This is a genomic window from Aestuariivirga sp., from assembly GCF_044239095.1.
In the GTDB taxonomy this organism is placed as follows: Bacteria; Pseudomonadota; Alphaproteobacteria; order Rhizobiales; family Aestuariivirgaceae; genus Aestuariivirga.
Window position 1 is genome coordinate 1 of record NZ_JBIICB010000069.1, and the last position, 16,357, is coordinate 16,357.

Genomic DNA, 16,357 nt, shown 5'->3' on the forward strand with positions numbered 1-16,357 from the left:
TTCCTGCAGCGCCAGCTCCATGATGGCGGCGCCGAGAAATCCTGCGCGCTGATACTCCAGCGGAATGTCGATGAAACCGCCATCTTCGTCCTTCAGCGTGAGCAGAAGGAATTCCTCAGGAACTGTCAGCATGGTATTGCCCCACTAAATTGCTGCGCGGCGGTCGCCGCCTCCACGCCATTCTAACAAGTCTTCGGTCCAAGCGGTACATCAATTTAGTGCGGCTGCGGTTGCTTGGCTGCTTTGCGTACTTGACCGACCATGCGGAGTTGCGTAACCGCTTAGCCGTCATTATGCCAGAGGAGATCAGGTTGACGGCGCGTCTCGACATGTCGCTACAGAACGACGTTGGGGAAGTTGCGCGCGTCATTGACAGCCTTGAGGAATTCGGCGCAGACCAGGGGATAGCTTCCGGGCAGACACTGCGATTCGCGCTGGCGCTCGACGAACTGATCACGAATGTCATCATGCATGGGTTCGCCGGGCGGACCGGCGGCATCATCAAGTTGGTTATTGAGCATGCAGATGGCTCGCTCAAGGCTGAACTGCTCGATGACGGACCGCCCTTTGATCCGTTTCTTGCTGAGCTCGAGGCCCCCGGCGGCGATATCGAGCACCGCAAGGTAGGCGGGCTCGGTATCGGTCTGGTGAAGGCTACGATGAACCGCATCGGCTACAGGCGTGAGGGCGGGTTCAACTGCGTGAATATAGAAATGAAAGTGACGACAATCTAATCTGCAATTGCTGGAGACGAAACAAAGTGACAAATCTCAATCATGAAATCATCGACGGCAGCCTGATCCTCAAGCCGTCGCGCCGCATTGACAGCAGCAGCGCAAAGGCCTTCGAGGATGAAGCCAGCGCATTGGTTGATGCTGGGCCCAAGAAGGTCGTGATCGATGCGTCCGATCTCGATTACATCTCCTCCGCCGGCCTGCGCGTGATCCTGACGACGGCGAAGAAGGCCAAGGCTGCCGGCGGCGGCCTCACGATCGCCTGCGCCCGTGCCAATGTGAAGGAAGTGCTCGCCGTCAGCGGCTTCGATTCGATCTTCGGATTGCACGACAGCGTTGACGCCGCCCGCGCGTCGCTCGCTTGAGCGGTTCAGCGAACGATCCGGCCAGCGCCACCGCGGCGGAGCTGACGGCCCGCCTCCTGGTGGTGGAGGAGGAGCTCTCGCGCATGAGGGCTGAGTTCGACGATCTCACGCTGCTTTATCAGGCAACCATCGAGCATGGCGAGGCGGTTGAGGATCAGCTTGCTGAAAGCAACCTCGAACTCCAGCAGACACAGCGGCGGCTCTCGGAGGAACTGACCGAGGCCGCCAACTACATCTTCTCGATCCTGCCGGAGCCGCGCCAGTCTGAGCCCCGCACGCAGTGGCTGCTTCTCCCGTCGACGGAACTGGGTGGCGACAGCTTCGGCTATCACGAGATCGACCAGGACCACATCGCCTTCTACCTGCTGGATGTATGTGGACATGGTGTCGGCGCGGCCCTGTTGTCGGTCACGGCCATCAACGTGCTGCGGTCGGCGGCACTGCCCAAGACGGATTTCCGCGATCCGGGCGCCGTGCTCATGGCCCTCAACGACGCCTTCCCGATGGAACGCCAGAACAACATGTATTTCACCATCTGGTACGGCGTGTACCAGCGCAGCACCGGTACGCTGCGCTATGCCAGCGCCGGCCATCCGGCTTCCGTGCTTTGCAAGCCTGATGGTGGGGTGCATACGCTGTCCACTCCGGGGATCGCCATCGGCATGATGCCTGACATGCCCTACCGCAGCGCGCAGTGCATGATTGGATCGGGCGACCGGCTGCATCTGGTCAGCGACGGAACCTTCGAGGTCGAGACCGGCCCCGGCGAAATGCTGGAGTTCGAAGTCTTCGTTGGAAGGCTGAGCCGCTCCGGAGATCCGCAGGAATTGCTTGCATGGGTGAGGGGCCTCAACGGCCCGGGCCCGCTGCCGGACGATTTCTCGCTTCTCACCATCGATTTCTGAGTGGCCAGATCAGCGCGCGGCTGACCACTTTTAATTGAATTTTCCGCCGGTATTGATTGTAAGGCGGCCTCCGGCCCGGTAGACTCGTCAGCCGTGACGAATCTACTGGAAGGCCTCACGACGCGTGCCGTGCTCTCGCCGGAGCAGGCAGACCGGATCCGGAGCCTCGCTTCGGAAGGACGGGACACGGCCATTCGCCTCATCATCCGCGAAGGCATCGTCGATCAGCAGGTCCTCGCCGCTGAGCTGAGCCATTTATCGGGTCATCCGCTCGCCACGGACTGGCCGTCGCGGCAGGTGCTGCCGGGTTCGGTGTCGCTGCGCTTCATGCGTGAGCGCCACGTGCTTCCAGCCTCCGCCGGCGACGGATGCCTGACCGTGATCCTCAGCGATCCGACGGATGAAGCAACCCTGACCGCGCTGCGGCTCGCTGCCGGGATGGAACTCTCGCTCCGGATCGCCGCGGATGACCAGATCCTTGCCGGCATCGAGCGGCTGGAGCGCGGCCAGGCGATGCCGGAAGGCCTTGCCTCCGCAAAGGGTCCGGCGGAAGACGATGACACGATGAAGGACCTGGCGCTCGATGCGCCTGTGATCGATCTCCTCAACCGCCTGTTCCGCGAATCCTCCACGGCGCGCGCCACCGACCTCCACATCGAGCCTGCCCGCGGGCAGGTGATGGTCAGGCGCCGGGTCGATGGGCTTCTTGCCGAGGTGGAACGGCTGCCGGTGGCGATCGGCCGCGCCGCCGTCTCACGCCTCAAGATCCTCACCAATCTGAACATCGCTGAGAGGCGGCTGCCGCAGGATGGCCGCGCGCGCCTGAGGATTGCGGAGCGCGATTACGACATCCGGGTCGCCACCATGCCGACGATCCATGGCGAGAGCATCGCGGTCCGCTTCCTCAGCGCCAACACCCAGGCGCCGGAAATCGCCAGGCTAGGGCTGTCCGGACAAGGCCTGAAGCTGCTGATGCGCGAGATCTCCCATGCGCATGGCATGATCGTGGTGACGGGCCCCACAGGAAGCGGAAAGACCACCACACTCGCCGCCGCGCTTGGCCATCTCAATCACCCGTCGCGCAAGATCGTCACCATCGAAGACCCGGTCGAATACCAGGTCGCGGGCGCCAACCAGATCCAGGTCCACCCGGAAATCGGCCTGAGCTTCGCGCGCACCCTGCGCTCGCTGCTGCGCTTTGATCCGGACATCATCATGATCGGCGAAATGCGCGATGCCGAAACCGCAAGCATCGGCGTCAACGCCGCGCTGACCGGGCACCTCGTGCTGACGACACTGCACACCAATTCCGCCGCTGGCGCCATCGTCCGCCTGCTGGACCTTGGCGTCCAGGCCTATCTCATCGCCTCCACCTTGCGCTGCGTGGTGGCCCAGCGCCTGGTGCGCAAGCTCTGCACGCACTGCCGCGAACCATTCGACGCTCCCGCGGAACTTGTCGCGCAACTGCCATCTGCCGCGGCGGCGGGCGGAGGTCCGGTCACGCTCTGGCTGGCCCGGGGCTGCAGTTATTGCGGCGGCAGCGGCTACAGCGGGCGCGCCGCGATCTTCGAGCTGCTCAGTGTTGATGATTCGATGCGCCGCCTGATCAGGCCCGGCGTCTCGGCGGAGATCATCGCCGAGGCGGCGCGGCGGGCCGGCATGGCCAGCATGATGGCGGATGGCTTCGCCAAGTGCCGCGATGGCCTGACCACCGTCGAGGAACTTGGCCGGGTCACTTCGGAGGATTGATGGCGCTGTTCCGCTACGAAGCCCTGAAAGACAATGGCGAGCGGGTGACCGGCACCATCGAAGGCATTGACCGTTCGCTGGTCATGAGCAGACTGTCGGGCCAGGGCCTCCATCCCGTGACTGTCGCCGAGCAGGGTGCCGTGAGCGGCGGTTCCTCCGCGGCGGGCTTCTCCAATGCCGGGCTCAAGGCGGAGGAACTCACGGTCTTCACCCGCCAGCTCGCATGGCTGCTCGATGCCGGGACGACGCTGAACCGCGCGCTCGATATTCTGGGCCGGGAGAATTTCTCGCAGCGCTTCTCTGCGGTGATCGCCACCGTGCAGGCCGACATCCGCAAAGGCAACAGCTTCCGTGACGCGCTTGCCGCGTCCGGTGTCTTTCCGCCCTTCTATCTCAGCATGGTGGAGGTTGGTGAAGCAACCGGAACCCTTGCAGCTGTGCTCGACCGCCTGGCGGGCGCCCGCGAACGTGAGCAGAAGATGCGCAGCAAGGTCTTCTCGGCACTCGCCTATCCCCTGCTTCTCGTCGTGCTCTCCGCCGGGGTGGTGATCTTCATCATGGTGTCGGTCGTGCCGGGCATCAAGGACATGATCCTCGGCAGCGGCGCGCCGGTTCCTGAATCAGCCCGCCTCGTCATCGGCGCATCGGACTGGCTTCTTGCCAATGGCGTGACGCTGGCCGTCTGCGCCGCACTCGCGGCGCTGGCGGTGGCGCTTCTCTGGCGGCGCACCGCCTTGCCCCGCCTGCTGCGTGATGCCGCGCTCCGCATTCCGGGCGTGGGCGGCATCCTGATGAAGGCGGAGGTCGCCCAGTTCTGCCGCATCCTTGGCGCATTGACCGGCGCGGGCATGACGCTTCCAGCCAGCCTCCGGCTCATCAGCGCGACGCGCCTCAACCACCGCATCACCGATACGACAAAGGCCATGGAAACAGCGCTGCGGCGCGGCGAGGACTTCATCGCGCCGCTTGAAAGCTCGGGCATCTTCCCGCCGCTGCTGGCACGCATGCTCAAAGTCGGCAGCGAGACTGGCAACCTCACGCCCGGCATCAACCGCGCCAGCGAAGTGCTCGAAGACGAGATCGACCGGGCCGCAGACCGCGCGCTGTCGCTTCTGGGGCCGCTCATCATCATGGTTCTCAGCGTCTTCGTCGGCTTCATCATCGTCTCCCTCATGGGGGCGATCATCAGCATCAACGATCTGGCCATTTGACATCACGGGCAAGCAGACATGAACATTATCACCTTCAGGAAACGGATCGAGGCCACGCCACCGCGGCGCAGCGGGCGGGAGGCCGGTTTCACCCTCGTCGAACTGCTGGTCGTGCTGGTCATCCTGGTGCTGATCGCCAGCATCGTCGGGCCGCGCGTCATGGGTTACCTCGGCAGCTCACGCGCCAAGGCAGCGAATGTGCAGATTGAAAGCCTTATCACCGCGGTCGAACTCTTCCGCCTCGACGTGGGCCGCTATCCGACATCGGCTGAAGGTCTGGGCGTGCTGGTGAAGCCTGCCGGCACGATCCCCGGCTGGGCCGGACCCTATCTGACGAAGCCTGAGGTGCCGCCCGATCCCTGGGGGCGCGCCTATATCTATGAGGCAGGTGGTGAAGGCAGCGCAGGGCGCTTCCGCATCAGGAGTTACGGCGGAGACGGCAAGGAAGGCGGGACAGGTGAGGATGCCGACATCGCGAATTGATGGGCAGTCAGGATTTACACTCCTCGAACTTCTGGCCGTTCTCGCAGTGCTGGCCATTTCCGCTGGCGCGGTGCTGGGGCTGGGCCAGGCCAGTGCTGAGACAGCGAAGGTCCGCATGTTCCTTCTCCATGCCGAAGCGATGATGCGGGAGGCGCGCACCGCGGCCATTGCATCGGCGGTTGATCAGGACGTGGTGATCGATGTGGAGGCGCGTCAGCTGGTCCATGCCGGACGCAACCGGGTGCTCGCGGTGCCAGCCGGCGTTTCGCTGGAGGGCACGCTCGCCCGCGTGCCGGAGGCTGAAGGTAAAGGTCATGTCATCCGCTTCTTTCCCGATGGCGGCGCCACGGGTGCAAGCCTGCCGTTCCGCTTCCGCGGCGTGGTCTATGTCCTGCGTGTCAACTGGTTGACGGGGCATGCCGATGTGCGCCGTGGCTGACCCGGCCCGGCAGGCGGGCTTCTCCCTCATCGAGGTGCTTTGTGCGCTCGCCATCGCCGCGGCGGCAATCATCAGCCTCTCTGGCGGTGCGGCGGGCTCGCTTAACGGCGCGCGCAAGCTCGAGATGCATCTTGGTGCGCGGATCATCCTCCAGTCCATACTCGAGGATGAGTTGTCCGCGGGCAAGACCGCGCCTGCTTTGCGCGAAGGCGAATCCGGCCCCTATCGCTGGCGGCTGGCGATCTCGCCTGCCACAGAGAGCACGGTTGCGCGTCTTCCGCCTGAATTCCGCATGTATCGGCTGAGCGCGTCCGTCATGTGGGGCACGGGCGGCTCCGCCTCCGCCAGCGTGCTGAAGCTCGCCCGATGATCCGCGCAATTCCCGTTCATGGCCAGAATGGCTTCACGCTGGTGGAAGTGCTGGCGGCGCTTGCCCTGGCCTCCCTGGTTCTCGTGTCACTCAACCTTGCTTCCTCGGGGGTTCGCCAGAGTGTCGAGAGAACGCACCGGAGCCTTGCGGATCAGGCGGCGCTCTCTGCGGCAATCGGCATATTCCAGCGCGATGTCCAACGCATCGCGAAGCTGCGCCGCGCGTCTGGCGCCAAGGGCTTCATGTTCGAAGGCAATCCCCGGCAGGTGATCTATCCTGCTTCCGGGCATCGGGGCGCATCGCAAGCCGGGCTCTATCAGGTGCGTCTCGCCGTGCGGGACGTGAAAGGTGGCACGCAGCTGATCCGCGACCAGATACCCATGCTTCCAGGCGGGATGGCTGGCGAAGGCCAGTCCTGGGGTGATGCCGTGGTGCTTCTCGAAGGTCCTTTCGACATCGGTTTTTCCTATCGCGCGCCACAAACGGGCGGCAGGGCGTGGCAGGATAGCTGGTCATCCACAACGGCGATGCCGGAGCAGATCCGCCTCACCATCGAAGACCGCGCCACCGGCCGGCTGCGTGTTCCGGTGATCGTCCAGCCGCTGCAAGTCGATGCGGAACCTGAATGCGCCGCGGATGCCTTGCGCTGCGGGGCCGCTGCCCCCGAAGGCGCCTCGCCATGAGCGATCGCCTTGACCGCGGGGTTGTGCTTGTGGCCGTGCTGTTCGCGGTGGCGATCATGTCGGTGATGGTGGTGGCGGCCAGCGCGCTGACGCGCTCCGGCATTGCCGGTCATGAGCTGGAGCAGCGCCGCCTTGCCACCCGCTTCGCCCTGCGCTCCGGCCTCGAAAGCGCCAAGGCGCTGATTGTTGCGTCACCACCCGCCCAGCGCATCTATTTCGATGGAGCGCCGGTTGACATGGACCTTGGCGGCGGGATTCGGGCCGAAGTCACGATCCGTGACGCCGCGGCGCTGCCCGATCTCAACCGCACGGAACTGCCCGTCATCGAAGCCGTCCTGCGCGATGGCGCTGATGCAGCGCAAGCCGCCTCACTTTCCGCGCGTATCGTCGAATGGCGGCGTGAAGCATCGGAGAGGGCGAAGGCGCAGGCTCCGGCAGCACCCGCAAGACCAGCCGGTGAACCCGCCAGCAAGGAGGATGAGCAGCCCGATCCTCTGGTGTTCCTGTCGGTCGACCAGCTCACCGGCATGCTGACGCCCGCCTCCGCCGAGCAGCTCTCCGGCCGTTTCACGGTTTTCAGTCCGGCGGGGCTTGTGAACCCGCTTGCCGCGCCTGAGGAGGTGCTGCTCGCCATCCCCGGCTTCACCAGGGGTGATCTCGCCACCGTGATGGCCATGCGGCAGGGCCGCGCGGCCAATCCGGAAGGCCAGCTTCAGCCCATGCTCGAAAGGCTGAAGTCCTTCATCGCGCTGCGGGATCCAACGGTCTTCGTCATCGGCATCCGCCTGCGCGAGGGGCCCGGCATCATCGCGCAGTCCGTGGCGGGCGCGGTGGTGCAGTCTGCGGAGCAGGGGCCACAGGCCTTCCGCACGCTCTCGGTGTCAGGCCTGTGAGGAGGGCAGCATGGCCATGAACGTCACCCAGCGCGCCGCCGCCCTGTGGCGTGACGGTGAGGATGCGGTCAAGGCATTCTTCGCCGAAATGTCGGCGCTGAACCTGCTGCAGGCGCAGCCGCTCACCCTTTTGCGCATCCGGCAGGATGGTGTCGACGTGCTGCAGCAGGAGCAAAGGGGCGAGGAACCCTTGCTCACAGAGGCGGGCCCGCCGCAGCAGGCTCTCGGCCGCGCGGTGGAGGCGCTGCCCTCAGGACTGGGCAAGGACTGCGCCCTTGAGATATCGCGTGGCCTGATCGTGTCGAGCCGGATGGTGCTGCCTGCTGAAAGTGACGAGATCATCAGGGCGATTGTCCGCAACAAGGTCGAGGGCATTGCGCCATGGCCGCTTGAGCAGTCTCTCCACGGCCACCGCGTCTCAGCCGTGGAGGGTGATGCCGCCCATGTCTCGGTCGATGTCGGCGTGGTGAGCCGTGCGCTGCTGGAGGATATCGTCGCCCGGCTGTCGGCCGCCGGAATGGTGGTGAAGGCCACATCGCTCCGGCTTCCATCCGGTGAGAGCCTGCCGGTCGAGTTCGCCTCCCATGCCGATGACCGTGATGCGTGGCGCAGCGCCTCCCGGCTGGTGGCGGGAATTGCGGCCGCTGCAGCGGTGCTCTCGGCCATTGGCCTGGGGCTCGTCTGGCATGCCTCCGGGCAACTGGCAGCAGCGAGGGAGGAGACGGCCGCGCTGACGGCCTCGCTGCGGCCCGGTGAGACGGCTGCCGCGGCATCCCTCCTCGAGGCTGCCACAACGCTTCGGGAACGGCGCCGCCAGCGCCACCCGGCTGTTGTGGTGATCGACGAGCTCTCCGCCATCCTGCCCCAGACCGTCTGGCTCGACAGCCTGTCGCTCGATGATGCCCGGCTTGACCTGAAAGGTCAGGGCAGCGGCATTCCTGCCGTGATCGGCATCCTCGAGCAGTCGCCTTTCTTCCGGGATGTCAATTTCGCATCCGCCACGCAGTTCAACGAAAGCCTGAACGCCGAGGCCTTCTCGATCGGCGCAACAGTGGAACCCGCGGGGGAGGCTGCGCCGTGATCGTGCTAGCGCCTGACCTCGCAGCTTCCGAAATCCACCGAGGCAACGCCGCCGGCAGTCACCACGTTGCTGGTGAAGGCGCCCGTCACGCGGTTCACGAAAACGGAGCGCGCGGCAAACTCCGGCCCCTCCAGCGTGGTGCCGATGATCGCATTGTCGCGGATTACGAACTGCATCGGAATGTCAACGCAGCCTGTATCGTTGAAGCGGTTCGGGCAGAGGCGGACTGTGCCTTCGCCCAGGCCCAGCGTGATGCGCTGTGTCTTGGCCCGGTTGTCGCAGCCGGTGTGAAAGCACAGGTTTCCCCGGCTGATCAGGCAATTCAAGCCCTCAGCGGATGCGGAAGCGGCAGGAAACCCGCAAGCGATTGCGAAAAGGGACACGAGTGCGAGGCAACGCATGGATGACTGCTTCATGGCCAGAACAATAGCGGTGGCCCAGTTGATTGTCGATTCTTACAGAGAGTGCACGGCGGCATGAACCTCTCCCTCCCGATCCGCAGCCTCTCGCCGCGGGCCATGAAAGGCGCAGCGATCCTGCTTGCGGGTGCAATCCTGCTGCTGTTGCTCGCCGTTCTGCCCTTTCTCTGGTATTCCTCCATGCGTGAGCAGGCTGTGGCGCAGGCTGCCGAACGCGATCGCGTGAAGGCGCGCGTGCTGGCCCGTGCGGATGCGCGCGGCCGCATGCTCACCGAGGGCGATCAGCCACAGACCATGTTCCTGCCGGGCACCACGGCTGGAACAACGCTCGCGGCCTTCCAGACCATGGTCAGCGATGTGGCGGTGGCGAGCGGCATCAGCGTGTTGCGGATGCAACCACTTCCCGGCGGGGAGGGCGAAGGGCTCTCGGCCTATCGCCTCGCGGTCGATGCGGCAGGCAGCATGGAACAGCTGCAACGTTTCCTGGCTGGCATCGAATCATCGCTGCCGGTTGTGACCGTGGCTGGCTTCGGCATCGTGCCGCGCGCTGCTGCGGGGCCGGAGCGTCAGCCCTTTGCCTCCGATGACCTCGCCATCTCGCTGACGCTCGAGGCCTATGCCTGGAGAGGAGCGCCATGAACCGCCGCCTTCTGCTCTTGATCGCGGTCGCGGTGCTGTTGGGGTCATTCCTGCTGTTCGACAGGGGCGGGCTTCCGCCGGCTGGTGAGCGGGAGGAAGCGCTGCCCGCGGCGGAGTACACACCCCCTCCGGCGGATGCGGCAGGCGGTGGACCGGCCACGCTCAATCCAATCCAGGGTCTCGCAGAGCGGCGTTTCACCAACATGCTGGAGCGGCCCCTGTTCAACCCCGGCAGGGCAGCGCGCCCGCCAGAGCCGGTTCAGACAGAGAGTGAAGTGGCCGCGCCGGAATTGCCGCCCGAGCCGCCACAACCGCCCGAGCCGCCTGCTCCGCAGGCGGAGGATTTCATGCTGGTGGCGGTGGCTGCCGGTCCCGCGGGCCGGGTTGCCGCGGTGCGCCTCGCGTCAACGGGTGACGTGCTCTATCTGCGCCCAGGCCAGCCGGTTGACGGCTGGACCGTGCTCGCCGTGAACGACAGGTCGGTGGTCATCGGAACAGCTGAGCGCAATGTCGAAGTCACCCTGTTCGACCGGGACGACACGCAGGCGCAGGAGATGCAGGATGCTCCGTTGCCGGGGGAACCACCATTGGAACTCCCCACAGAGGGTGGTGCGGTCCAGTAACACGGCCTCAGTTGAAGGTCAGGTTCCGCATCTTGTCGCGCAGGTCCTGCGACTCGCGCGAGGCTTCCTCGCCATTCCGGATGATCTTCGGCGTGATGAAGACGATGAGTTCGGTTCGCTTCGCCCCCTTCTCGGTGGAGCCGATGAGGTCGCCGATCAGCGGCACCTTGTTCGTGCCCGGAACGGTCTTCCTGTCGCGCTCCTCCTGCCCGGTGATGAGGCCGCCCAGCAGGACCGTCTGCCGGTCGTTCACTGACACCTTGCTGGTGATGGTGCGCTGGGAGATGGTGGGGTTATCGCCCGCGGTGGCGCCGTCGCGCTTGGAGACGGCCGAGAGCTCCTGGCCGAGGTCGATCGTGACCACGCCTGTGGCGCTGACGCGCGGCTTGACCTTCAGGATCACGCCGGTGTCGCGATATTCGAAGGAGTCGTTATTCGTTCCGGTATCGGTCGTCGACTGCAGCGTCTTCACCGGCACCTGGTCGCCGACCTTGATGGTGGCTGTCTCGTTCTCCAGCACCAGCACCGAGGGCGAAGAGACGACGCGCACATTGGTGATGCTGGAGAGCGCATCGATGACCAGCCGGGGATCGGCGGCGCGCCCAACCAGGAAGCTGAGGCCGGGAAGCGCGGGCTTGAGGATCGGCAGGTTGGGTCCAAGTTCAGGGCTCGTGGGCGCGCCCGTTCCTGGCGCTTCCCCGTCGAAGAAGCCGCCCAGCGTGTCCTGCCCCTTGAAATAGGCCTGCACGCCGTAGCGAAGCTCGTCGGTGAGCGCCACTTCGGCGATGGTCGTGTTGATCAGCACCTGCACCGCCGGCGCATCGATCTGGCGCAGCATTGCGTGGATCTTGCGGTACTCCTTCGGCGTGGCGCGGATGACGAGGGTATTGTTCGCGGGGTTCGGGGTGATGCGCGTGCCATTCGCGAGTTCGGAGGTTCCGGGCGTTTCCGTCTCCTCAGGGATGGATCCGGTGGTGAGGCCGGACCCCAGTTCCCCGCCGCCATCCGGGGGCTGGGCGCCCGGTTGCTGCGCGGGATCCTGGCCTGGTACCGCCTGATCCATCGCGACGTTCGCCGTTTGTCTGTCGGGTGCTACCTCGGCGGTGCGGCCGGCATCGCCGCCGCCATCGCCGAAAGTCGCCTGAAGGATCCGCGCGAGTTCGACGGCATTGCCGTTCTGAACCGCATAGACATAGTAGTTCGGGTCGGTCAGGCTTTCCTGGTCGAGACGCTTGATCCAGACGATGGCGCGCCGCACCTTCTGCTGGCTGTTGGCGATCACAATCAGCCCGTTGATGCGCGGGACGGGGATGATCTTCAGCGCATTGGCGCCCGCGGCGGCGGTATCTTCGGCGAAGACGGCCTGAAGCTTGGCGGCCACATCGTCCGCCCGCCCGTTTTCGAGAGTGGCCATGCTGGCGGTTTGGGTCTTCATCCAGTCAACGTCGAAGGACAGGACGATGTCGACCAGCGACTTGCGCTCCTCCGCCATGCCGCGGATGAGGATGAGATTGCCCGTCCTGGAGGCCCGCACGCTGCCTGAGCGGGCGAGGAAGCCCTCCATCAGTTCCATCAGCGTGGCAGGGCTGATGTAGCGCAGTGGAATGGCGCTGACGCCGTAGCCGGCAGACACATCCCGGCCGAAATCGGCCTGGCCCATCTCGCCCTCGAGCACTTCCTGCTGCGCAACGATCTTGTAACCGCTCTCGGTCTGCATCAGTGCCGCCCCGGAAAGCCGCAGTGCAGCCTCGAAGCTGCTCAGCAGTTCACGCGCCGTCAGCGGCCGGTTGCTCACCAGGGTCACGCTGCCCTGGATCCTGGGATCGAGCACATAGTTGAAACCGAGCGTTTCCCCCAGGATCAGCTTGGCGGCCTCGGTGAGTGTTGCCTGATCGACATTCACCGTGAATGTGCCGTCCTCCTGCGCGCCAACGCCAGGCGGCGGCTCCGCTCCGTCCGAAAGCATGCTTCCGCCGGCGCCAGGAAACAGTTCATAGCGCGCCTGCTTCGCCTTGCTCTTGAATGCAGCACCGTCGCCGCGGTTGCCCACCTTGCGCGGGGTCTTGGCCGTCAGGTCCACCTGGTCGAAGCTCTCGATCGAGGCCGACGGGGTGGTGCACCCTGCGAGCATGGGACCCGCGCACCCGAGCAGCAGGGCTGTGGCGCTGCGCCAAAGCCATCGCCGCAGTGGCGAAGCGCCAGCGCACGGTTCAGGGTCGCCGTGCTTGAAACCGGCCGAAGGCAAATCCCGACTCCCTTGGTCCCCGTAAGGCCGTGGCCGGGGGCGATGGTCAAAATTCTACTAACGGCTGCAACTATTCGCCGATTTGGTAAGGAATCGGTTAACGCAGAAGTAGTGTAGATCACCACAATGGAGGCATCTGGAGGATTTGCCCGATCCAGAAGATCAGGATGGCCGGTGCAATGAAGCTGCCGAATGGAATGCGCTGCCGGGCATCCATCCCCTTGCGGCCCCGCAGCGCGCCATGAAGCACCACGCCGGTAATGGCTGAAAGCGTGGCGAGGAGGCAGGCGGACGGCAAGGCGGCCGGCCCCAGCCAGGCGCCCGCCACGGCGGCAAGCTTCACGTCCCCCAGTCCCAGCCCCTCGATCCCGCGGAGGCGGAAATAGACTGCCCTGAGCAGATAGAATGCGCCGCCGCCAGCAAATGCGCCTGCAAGACCATGGGCCAGGCCCGCGAACCGGTCACCCTCTGGAAACAGCACAATGTTCGCCAGCAGACCAACGGCAATGGCGGGCAGCGACAAAACATCGGGAATGATGAAATGGCGCAGGTCGATGAGGGTGATCAGCGCCATGGTGAGGAACAGATAGGCCGTGAAGGCTGCCGGCAGCGGCGGAACAAGGCTCAGCAGCCCCGCGAAAGCTGCAAGCGTCAGGATGGCAAGCCACAAGAGGGTTCCGGTACCCGGAAAAACACGATCTTCCTCAGGTTGAATGTCTTGCATTATTTTATCCTAACGGATGACCCGCAACAGTGGAAGCCACTCCCATGGCAAGACATTGCTCTGGCTTGGGCGGCTTCGTCCAGCACACCATGGCGAACAAGCGCTGTCTCCTGCGCGATGCCCGCAAGCCCATGTTTCAAGGCACCATTCCCTCGCGGGATGGAAACGTCTAAATAGTATTCGGCTTCGCAAGCCGATCGGCGTTCACCACACGGCAAGGATAGAGTTATGAAGATCACGGTCATCGGCGCGGGATATGTTGGACTTGTCTCGGCCGCCTGCTTCTCCGATTTCGGCTATGAGGTGACCTGCGTTGATCGCGATGCCCGGAAAGTGGCGGCCCTCGGGAATGGCAAGATCCCGATCTACGAGCAGGGCCTTGAGCCTGTGGTGGCCAGCAACCACCAGGCCGGCCGCCTTACCTTCACCGAAGACCTCAAGACCGCGGTCGCCGGAGCGGACGTCGTGCTGATCGCCGTCGGCACGCCGACCCGTGAGGGCGAGGACGCAGCCGATCTTTCCTATGTCTATGCGGCGGCCGAGGAGATCGCGCACGCCATGCAGGGCTATACGGTGATCGTCACCAAGTCGACGGTGCCCGTGGGCACCGCGGCGAAGCTGCGCGAGATCATCTCCAGGGCCCGTCCCGATGGCAATTTCGACGTCGCGTCGAACCCGGAGTTCATGCGCGAAGGCTCGGCGGTTGAGGATTTCCAGCGGCCTGACCGGGTGGTGATCGGCGTCAGCTCGGAACGGGCAGAGCAAGTGCTCCGCCAGCTTTACCGGCCCCTGACTGCCAAGAACGTTCCGCTGGTGGTTGCGTCCTGCGAGGCCGCCGAGGTCATCAAATATGCCGCCAACACCTTCCTGGCCACCCGCATCGCCTTCGTCAACCAGCTCGCCGACCTGTGCGAGGAGGTGGGCGCCGACATCCAGGACGTGGCGCGCGGCATGGGCCTCGACAAGCGCATCGGGTTGCAGTTCCTCAATCCCGGCCCGGGATTCGGCGGGTCTTGCTTCCCCAAGGATACGCGCGCCCTCGCCCACACGGCGCGCCTCTACGGGTATCCCTTCACCATCGTCGAGAACGTCATCGCCGCCAACGAGGCGCGCAAGGGCGCCCTCGCAGACCGGATCGAGCAGGCAGCCGGCGGAACGCTCGCGGGCAAGCGGATTGCACTGCTCGGCATCGCCTTCAAGGCCGAGACGGATGATATCCGCGATGCGGCCTCGCTAACCGTCATTCCGGATCTGCAAAAGCGCGGTGCGGCTGTTGCCGCCTTCGATCCGGTGGCGATGGACAATGGCCGCCAGGCCTTCCAGTCTGTGCAGTGGTGTGCCGATGCCTATTCTGCGGCAATCGGCGCTGATGCGGTGGTGATCCTCACCGAATGGAATGTTTTCTTAGGCCTCGACCTGAAGCGCCTCGCGCGTGACATGCGCGAACCGGTCATGCTCGATTTCCGCAACCTCTTCACGCTGAGCGACGTCAAGGGCTCGGGCCTCACCTATCACTCCATCGGCCGGGCCAGCGTCGTGCCCCCGGAAACCACAAAGGCCGACGTCATCCCGTTCAAGTCAGGAAAGGTGTAAACTCCTATGCCGCGACTCTACGAAAGCCGGAAACGAATACTGGTTACGGGTGGTGCGGGTTTTCTCGGCTCGCATCTGATCGACAGGCTGATAGCGCAGGGCCATGAGGTGATCTGCGCTGATAATCTCTTCACCGGAACCAAGCGCAACATCGAGCACCTGCACGCCAACCCGCGCTTCGAATTCCTGCGCCATGACGTCTGCAATCCGCTGAAGCTCGAGGTGGACGAGATCTACAATCTCGCCTGTCCTGCCTCGCCCGTGCACTATCAGTATAATCCGGTGCTCACCACCAAGACCTCGGTCATGGGGGCGATGAACATGCTGGGGCTCGCCAAGCGCCTGCGCTGCCGGATTTTCCAGGCCTCGACCAGCGAGGTCTATGGCGACCCGGAGGTCCATCCCCAGAGGGAAGACTACTGGGGCCATGTGAACCCGATCGGCACCCGGGCCTGCTATGACGAGGGCAAGCGCTGCGCGGAAACATTGTTCTTCGACTATCACCGCCAGCATGGCGTTGAGATCAGGGTGGCGCGCATCTTCAACACCTATGGTCCGCGCATGCATCCGCGCGACGGGCGCGTGGTCTCCAATTTCATCACCCAGGCGCTCGCCGGCGAGGACCTGACAGTCTATGGCGACGGCGCGCAGACGCGCTCCTTCTGTTACGTGGACGACCTGATCGATGGTTTCCTTCGCCTGATGGAAGCGCCATCGGGTGTGACGGGCCCGGTCAATCTCGGCAATCCGCACGAGTTCACGATGATGGAACTGTCCAGTCAGGTGCTGAAGCTCACGGGCGCCAGCGTGAAGGTGATCCACCAGCCACTGCCCGCCGATGATCCCCGGCAGCGCCGCCCCGACATTTCGCTCGCCAGGGAAACGCTCGGCTGGGAGCCGAAAGTTGAACTTGCGGAAGGCCTGGCAAACACCATCGCCTATTTCCGCACACTCTCCCCACCGCACTGACGGCGGTCTGCCCGCTGTAGCGTGATCTTTCCGCATGCCAGAGCCATGTGGCTCTGCTCCTTCCAGAAACAAAACACGCGCCCCGTTTCCGGGGCGCGTGATGGCAACTGGATCTACCGCTGGCGCGGCTGGATCAGCCAGGTGTTCAGCTCAAGGCTTGCGCTTGAGGGCGTAGACGTAAGCCTTCGATATGCCGAGTTCTTCGGCAATGGCGTCGGCCGTCTTCTTTGCC

The 16,357-nt window shown here is 64.7% G+C and carries 20 protein-coding genes; 17 read left to right on the forward strand and 3 right to left on the reverse strand.

Going from position 1 to position 16,357, the window contains the following annotated elements; genetic code table 11:
- The first annotated feature begins 311 nt into the window (after positions 1-311).
- The 11 genes from ACILRA_RS08655 (at position 312) to ACILRA_RS08705 (ending at position 8,913) form a co-directional block, all read left to right on the forward strand.
- Entirely contained in the window at positions 312-734 is a 423-nt protein-coding gene (locus ACILRA_RS08655) for an ATP-binding protein (protein WP_395661700.1), read from the forward strand.
- A gap of 26 nt (positions 735-760) precedes the next feature.
- Positions 761-1,099: an STAS domain-containing protein gene (locus ACILRA_RS08660; protein WP_395661701.1), complete on the forward strand. Its 339-nt coding sequence runs from the start codon at positions 761-763 to the stop codon at positions 1,097-1,099.
- Positions 1,096-2,004, forward strand: a complete 909-nt coding sequence (locus ACILRA_RS08665; RefSeq protein ID WP_395661702.1) for a PP2C family protein-serine/threonine phosphatase — start codon at positions 1,096-1,098, stop codon at positions 2,002-2,004. Before ACILRA_RS08660 ends, ACILRA_RS08665 begins: the two co-directional genes overlap by 4 nt.
- A 93-nt stretch (positions 2,005-2,097) precedes the next feature.
- Positions 2,098-3,753: a GspE/PulE family protein gene (locus ACILRA_RS08670; protein ID WP_395661703.1), complete on the forward strand. Its 1,656-nt coding sequence runs from the start codon at positions 2,098-2,100 to the stop codon at positions 3,751-3,753.
- The gene (locus ACILRA_RS08675) at positions 3,753-4,964 is read left to right on the forward strand and encodes a type II secretion system F family protein (protein ID WP_395661704.1); all 1,212 of its coding nucleotides are present in this window, start codon (positions 3,753-3,755) and stop codon (positions 4,962-4,964) included. The genes ACILRA_RS08670 and ACILRA_RS08675 overlap by 1 nt, the downstream gene beginning before the upstream one ends.
- Before the next feature lie 18 nt (positions 4,965-4,982).
- The gene (gene gspG, locus ACILRA_RS08680) at positions 4,983-5,447 is read left to right on the forward strand and encodes a type II secretion system major pseudopilin GspG (protein ID WP_395661705.1); all 465 of its coding nucleotides are present in this window, start codon (positions 4,983-4,985) and stop codon (positions 5,445-5,447) included.
- Positions 5,428-5,886, forward strand: a complete 459-nt coding sequence (locus ACILRA_RS08685) for a prepilin-type N-terminal cleavage/methylation domain-containing protein (protein WP_395661706.1) — start codon at positions 5,428-5,430, stop codon at positions 5,884-5,886. The genes gspG and ACILRA_RS08685 overlap by 20 nt, the downstream gene beginning before the upstream one ends.
- Positions 5,864-6,256, forward strand: coding sequence for a prepilin-type N-terminal cleavage/methylation domain-containing protein (locus ACILRA_RS08690; RefSeq protein WP_395661707.1), 393 nt, complete (start codon positions 5,864-5,866; stop codon positions 6,254-6,256). Before ACILRA_RS08685 ends, ACILRA_RS08690 begins: the two co-directional genes overlap by 23 nt.
- Positions 6,253-6,939 (forward strand): prepilin-type N-terminal cleavage/methylation domain-containing protein, encoded by a 687-nt coding sequence (locus tag ACILRA_RS08695; RefSeq protein WP_395661708.1) that lies wholly within the window; start codon positions 6,253-6,255, stop codon positions 6,937-6,939. Before ACILRA_RS08690 ends, ACILRA_RS08695 begins: the two co-directional genes overlap by 4 nt.
- Positions 6,936-7,832 (forward strand): hypothetical protein, encoded by an 897-nt coding sequence (locus ACILRA_RS08700; RefSeq protein ID WP_395661709.1) that lies wholly within the window; start codon positions 6,936-6,938, stop codon positions 7,830-7,832. The genes ACILRA_RS08695 and ACILRA_RS08700 overlap by 4 nt, the downstream gene beginning before the upstream one ends.
- Positions 7,833-7,842: 10 nt before the next feature.
- Positions 7,843-8,913 carry a PilN domain-containing protein gene (locus tag ACILRA_RS08705; RefSeq protein WP_395661710.1) on the forward strand — a complete coding sequence of 357 codons (1,071 nt, stop codon included), beginning with the start codon at positions 7,843-7,845 and terminating at the stop codon, positions 8,911-8,913.
- 5 nt (positions 8,914-8,918) lie between these two features.
- On the opposite strand, the gene ACILRA_RS08710 is transcribed toward ACILRA_RS08705, so the two are convergent.
- Positions 8,919-9,239: a hypothetical protein gene (locus ACILRA_RS08710; protein WP_395661711.1), complete on the reverse strand. Its 321-nt coding sequence runs from the start codon at positions 9,237-9,239 to the stop codon at positions 8,919-8,921.
- Positions 9,240-9,389: 150 nt separating this feature from the next.
- Between ACILRA_RS08710 and gspM the strand changes: the two genes are divergently transcribed.
- Both gspM and ACILRA_RS08720 read left to right on the forward strand, forming a co-directional pair.
- A complete protein-coding gene (gene gspM, locus ACILRA_RS08715; RefSeq protein WP_395661712.1) occupies positions 9,390-9,971 on the forward strand; it encodes a type II secretion system protein GspM in 582 nt (193 codons plus the stop codon).
- Complete coding sequence (locus ACILRA_RS08720) at positions 9,968-10,594, forward strand: hypothetical protein (RefSeq protein WP_395661713.1); 627 nt, start codon at positions 9,968-9,970, stop codon at positions 10,592-10,594. The genes gspM and ACILRA_RS08720 overlap by 4 nt, the downstream gene beginning before the upstream one ends.
- 7 nt (positions 10,595-10,601) lie before the next feature.
- On the opposite strand, the gene gspD is transcribed toward ACILRA_RS08720, so the two are convergent.
- Together gspD and ACILRA_RS08730 are read right to left on the reverse strand one after the other, a co-directional pair.
- A complete protein-coding gene (gene gspD, locus ACILRA_RS08725) occupies positions 10,602-12,725 on the reverse strand; it encodes a type II secretion system secretin GspD (RefSeq protein ID WP_395661714.1) in 2,124 nt (707 codons plus the stop codon).
- A gap of 232 nt (positions 12,726-12,957) precedes the next feature.
- The gene (locus tag ACILRA_RS08730) at positions 12,958-13,563 is read right to left on the reverse strand and encodes a prepilin peptidase (RefSeq protein WP_395661715.1); all 606 of its coding nucleotides are present in this window, start codon (positions 13,561-13,563) and stop codon (positions 12,958-12,960) included.
- Positions 13,564-13,607: 44 nt separating this feature from the next.
- Here ACILRA_RS08730 and ACILRA_RS08735 point away from each other — a divergent pair, with 44 nt between their 5' ends.
- The 4 genes from ACILRA_RS08735 to ACILRA_RS08750 form a co-directional block, all read left to right on the forward strand.
- A complete protein-coding gene (locus ACILRA_RS08735) occupies positions 13,608-13,736 on the forward strand; it encodes a hypothetical protein (RefSeq protein WP_395661716.1) in 129 nt (42 codons plus the stop codon).
- A gap of 55 nt (positions 13,737-13,791) precedes the next feature.
- On the forward strand, positions 13,792-15,156 hold the full coding sequence (locus ACILRA_RS08740) for a UDP-glucose dehydrogenase family protein (protein WP_395661717.1): 1,365 nt from the start codon (positions 13,792-13,794) through the stop codon (positions 15,154-15,156).
- 6 nt (positions 15,157-15,162) lie between these two features.
- Positions 15,163-16,125 (forward strand): UDP-glucuronic acid decarboxylase family protein, encoded by a 963-nt coding sequence (locus ACILRA_RS08745; protein WP_395661718.1) that lies wholly within the window; start codon positions 15,163-15,165, stop codon positions 16,123-16,125.
- 45 nt (positions 16,126-16,170) lie between these two features.
- Positions 16,171-16,357, forward strand: a 187-nt coding sequence (locus tag ACILRA_RS08750; protein WP_395661719.1) for a hypothetical protein, incomplete at its 3' end; no start/stop codon positions are given.

What these genes read in the sequence shown, in the direction of transcription:
- ACILRA_RS08675 (WP_395661704.1), top strand. Translation starts at nt 3,753, where the DNA reads ATGGCGCTGTTCCGCTACGAAGCCCTGAAAGACAATGGCGAGCGGGTG.
- gspG (WP_395661705.1), top strand. Translation starts at nt 4,983, where the DNA reads ATGAACATTATCACCTTCAGGAAACGGATCGAGGCCACGCCACCGCGG.
- ACILRA_RS08685 (WP_395661706.1), top strand. Translation starts at nt 5,428, where the DNA reads ATGCCGACATCGCGAATTGATGGGCAGTCAGGATTTACACTCCTCGAA.
- ACILRA_RS08690 (WP_395661707.1), top strand. Translation starts at nt 5,864, where the DNA reads ATGCCGATGTGCGCCGTGGCTGACCCGGCCCGGCAGGCGGGCTTCTCC.
- ACILRA_RS08695 (WP_395661708.1), top strand. Translation starts at nt 6,253, where the DNA reads ATGATCCGCGCAATTCCCGTTCATGGCCAGAATGGCTTCACGCTGGTG.
- ACILRA_RS08700 (WP_395661709.1), top strand. Translation starts at nt 6,936, where the DNA reads ATGAGCGATCGCCTTGACCGCGGGGTTGTGCTTGTGGCCGTGCTGTTC.
- ACILRA_RS08705 (WP_395661710.1), top strand. Translation starts at nt 7,843, where the DNA reads ATGGCCATGAACGTCACCCAGCGCGCCGCCGCCCTGTGGCGTGACGGT.
- gspM (WP_395661712.1), top strand. Translation starts at nt 9,390, where the DNA reads ATGAACCTCTCCCTCCCGATCCGCAGCCTCTCGCCGCGGGCCATGAAA.
- ACILRA_RS08720 (WP_395661713.1), top strand. Translation starts at nt 9,968, where the DNA reads ATGAACCGCCGCCTTCTGCTCTTGATCGCGGTCGCGGTGCTGTTGGGG.
- gspD (WP_395661714.1), bottom strand. Translation starts at nt 12,725, where the DNA reads ATGCTCGCAGGGTGCACCACCCCGTCGGCCTCGATCGAGAGCTTCGAC.
- ACILRA_RS08730 (WP_395661715.1), bottom strand. Translation starts at nt 13,563, where the DNA reads ATGCAAGACATTCAACCTGAGGAAGATCGTGTTTTTCCGGGTACCGGA.
- ACILRA_RS08735 (WP_395661716.1), top strand. Translation starts at nt 13,608, where the DNA reads ATGGCAAGACATTGCTCTGGCTTGGGCGGCTTCGTCCAGCACACCATG.
- ACILRA_RS08740 (WP_395661717.1), top strand. Translation starts at nt 13,792, where the DNA reads ATGAAGATCACGGTCATCGGCGCGGGATATGTTGGACTTGTCTCGGCC.
- ACILRA_RS08745 (WP_395661718.1), top strand. Translation starts at nt 15,163, where the DNA reads ATGCCGCGACTCTACGAAAGCCGGAAACGAATACTGGTTACGGGTGGT.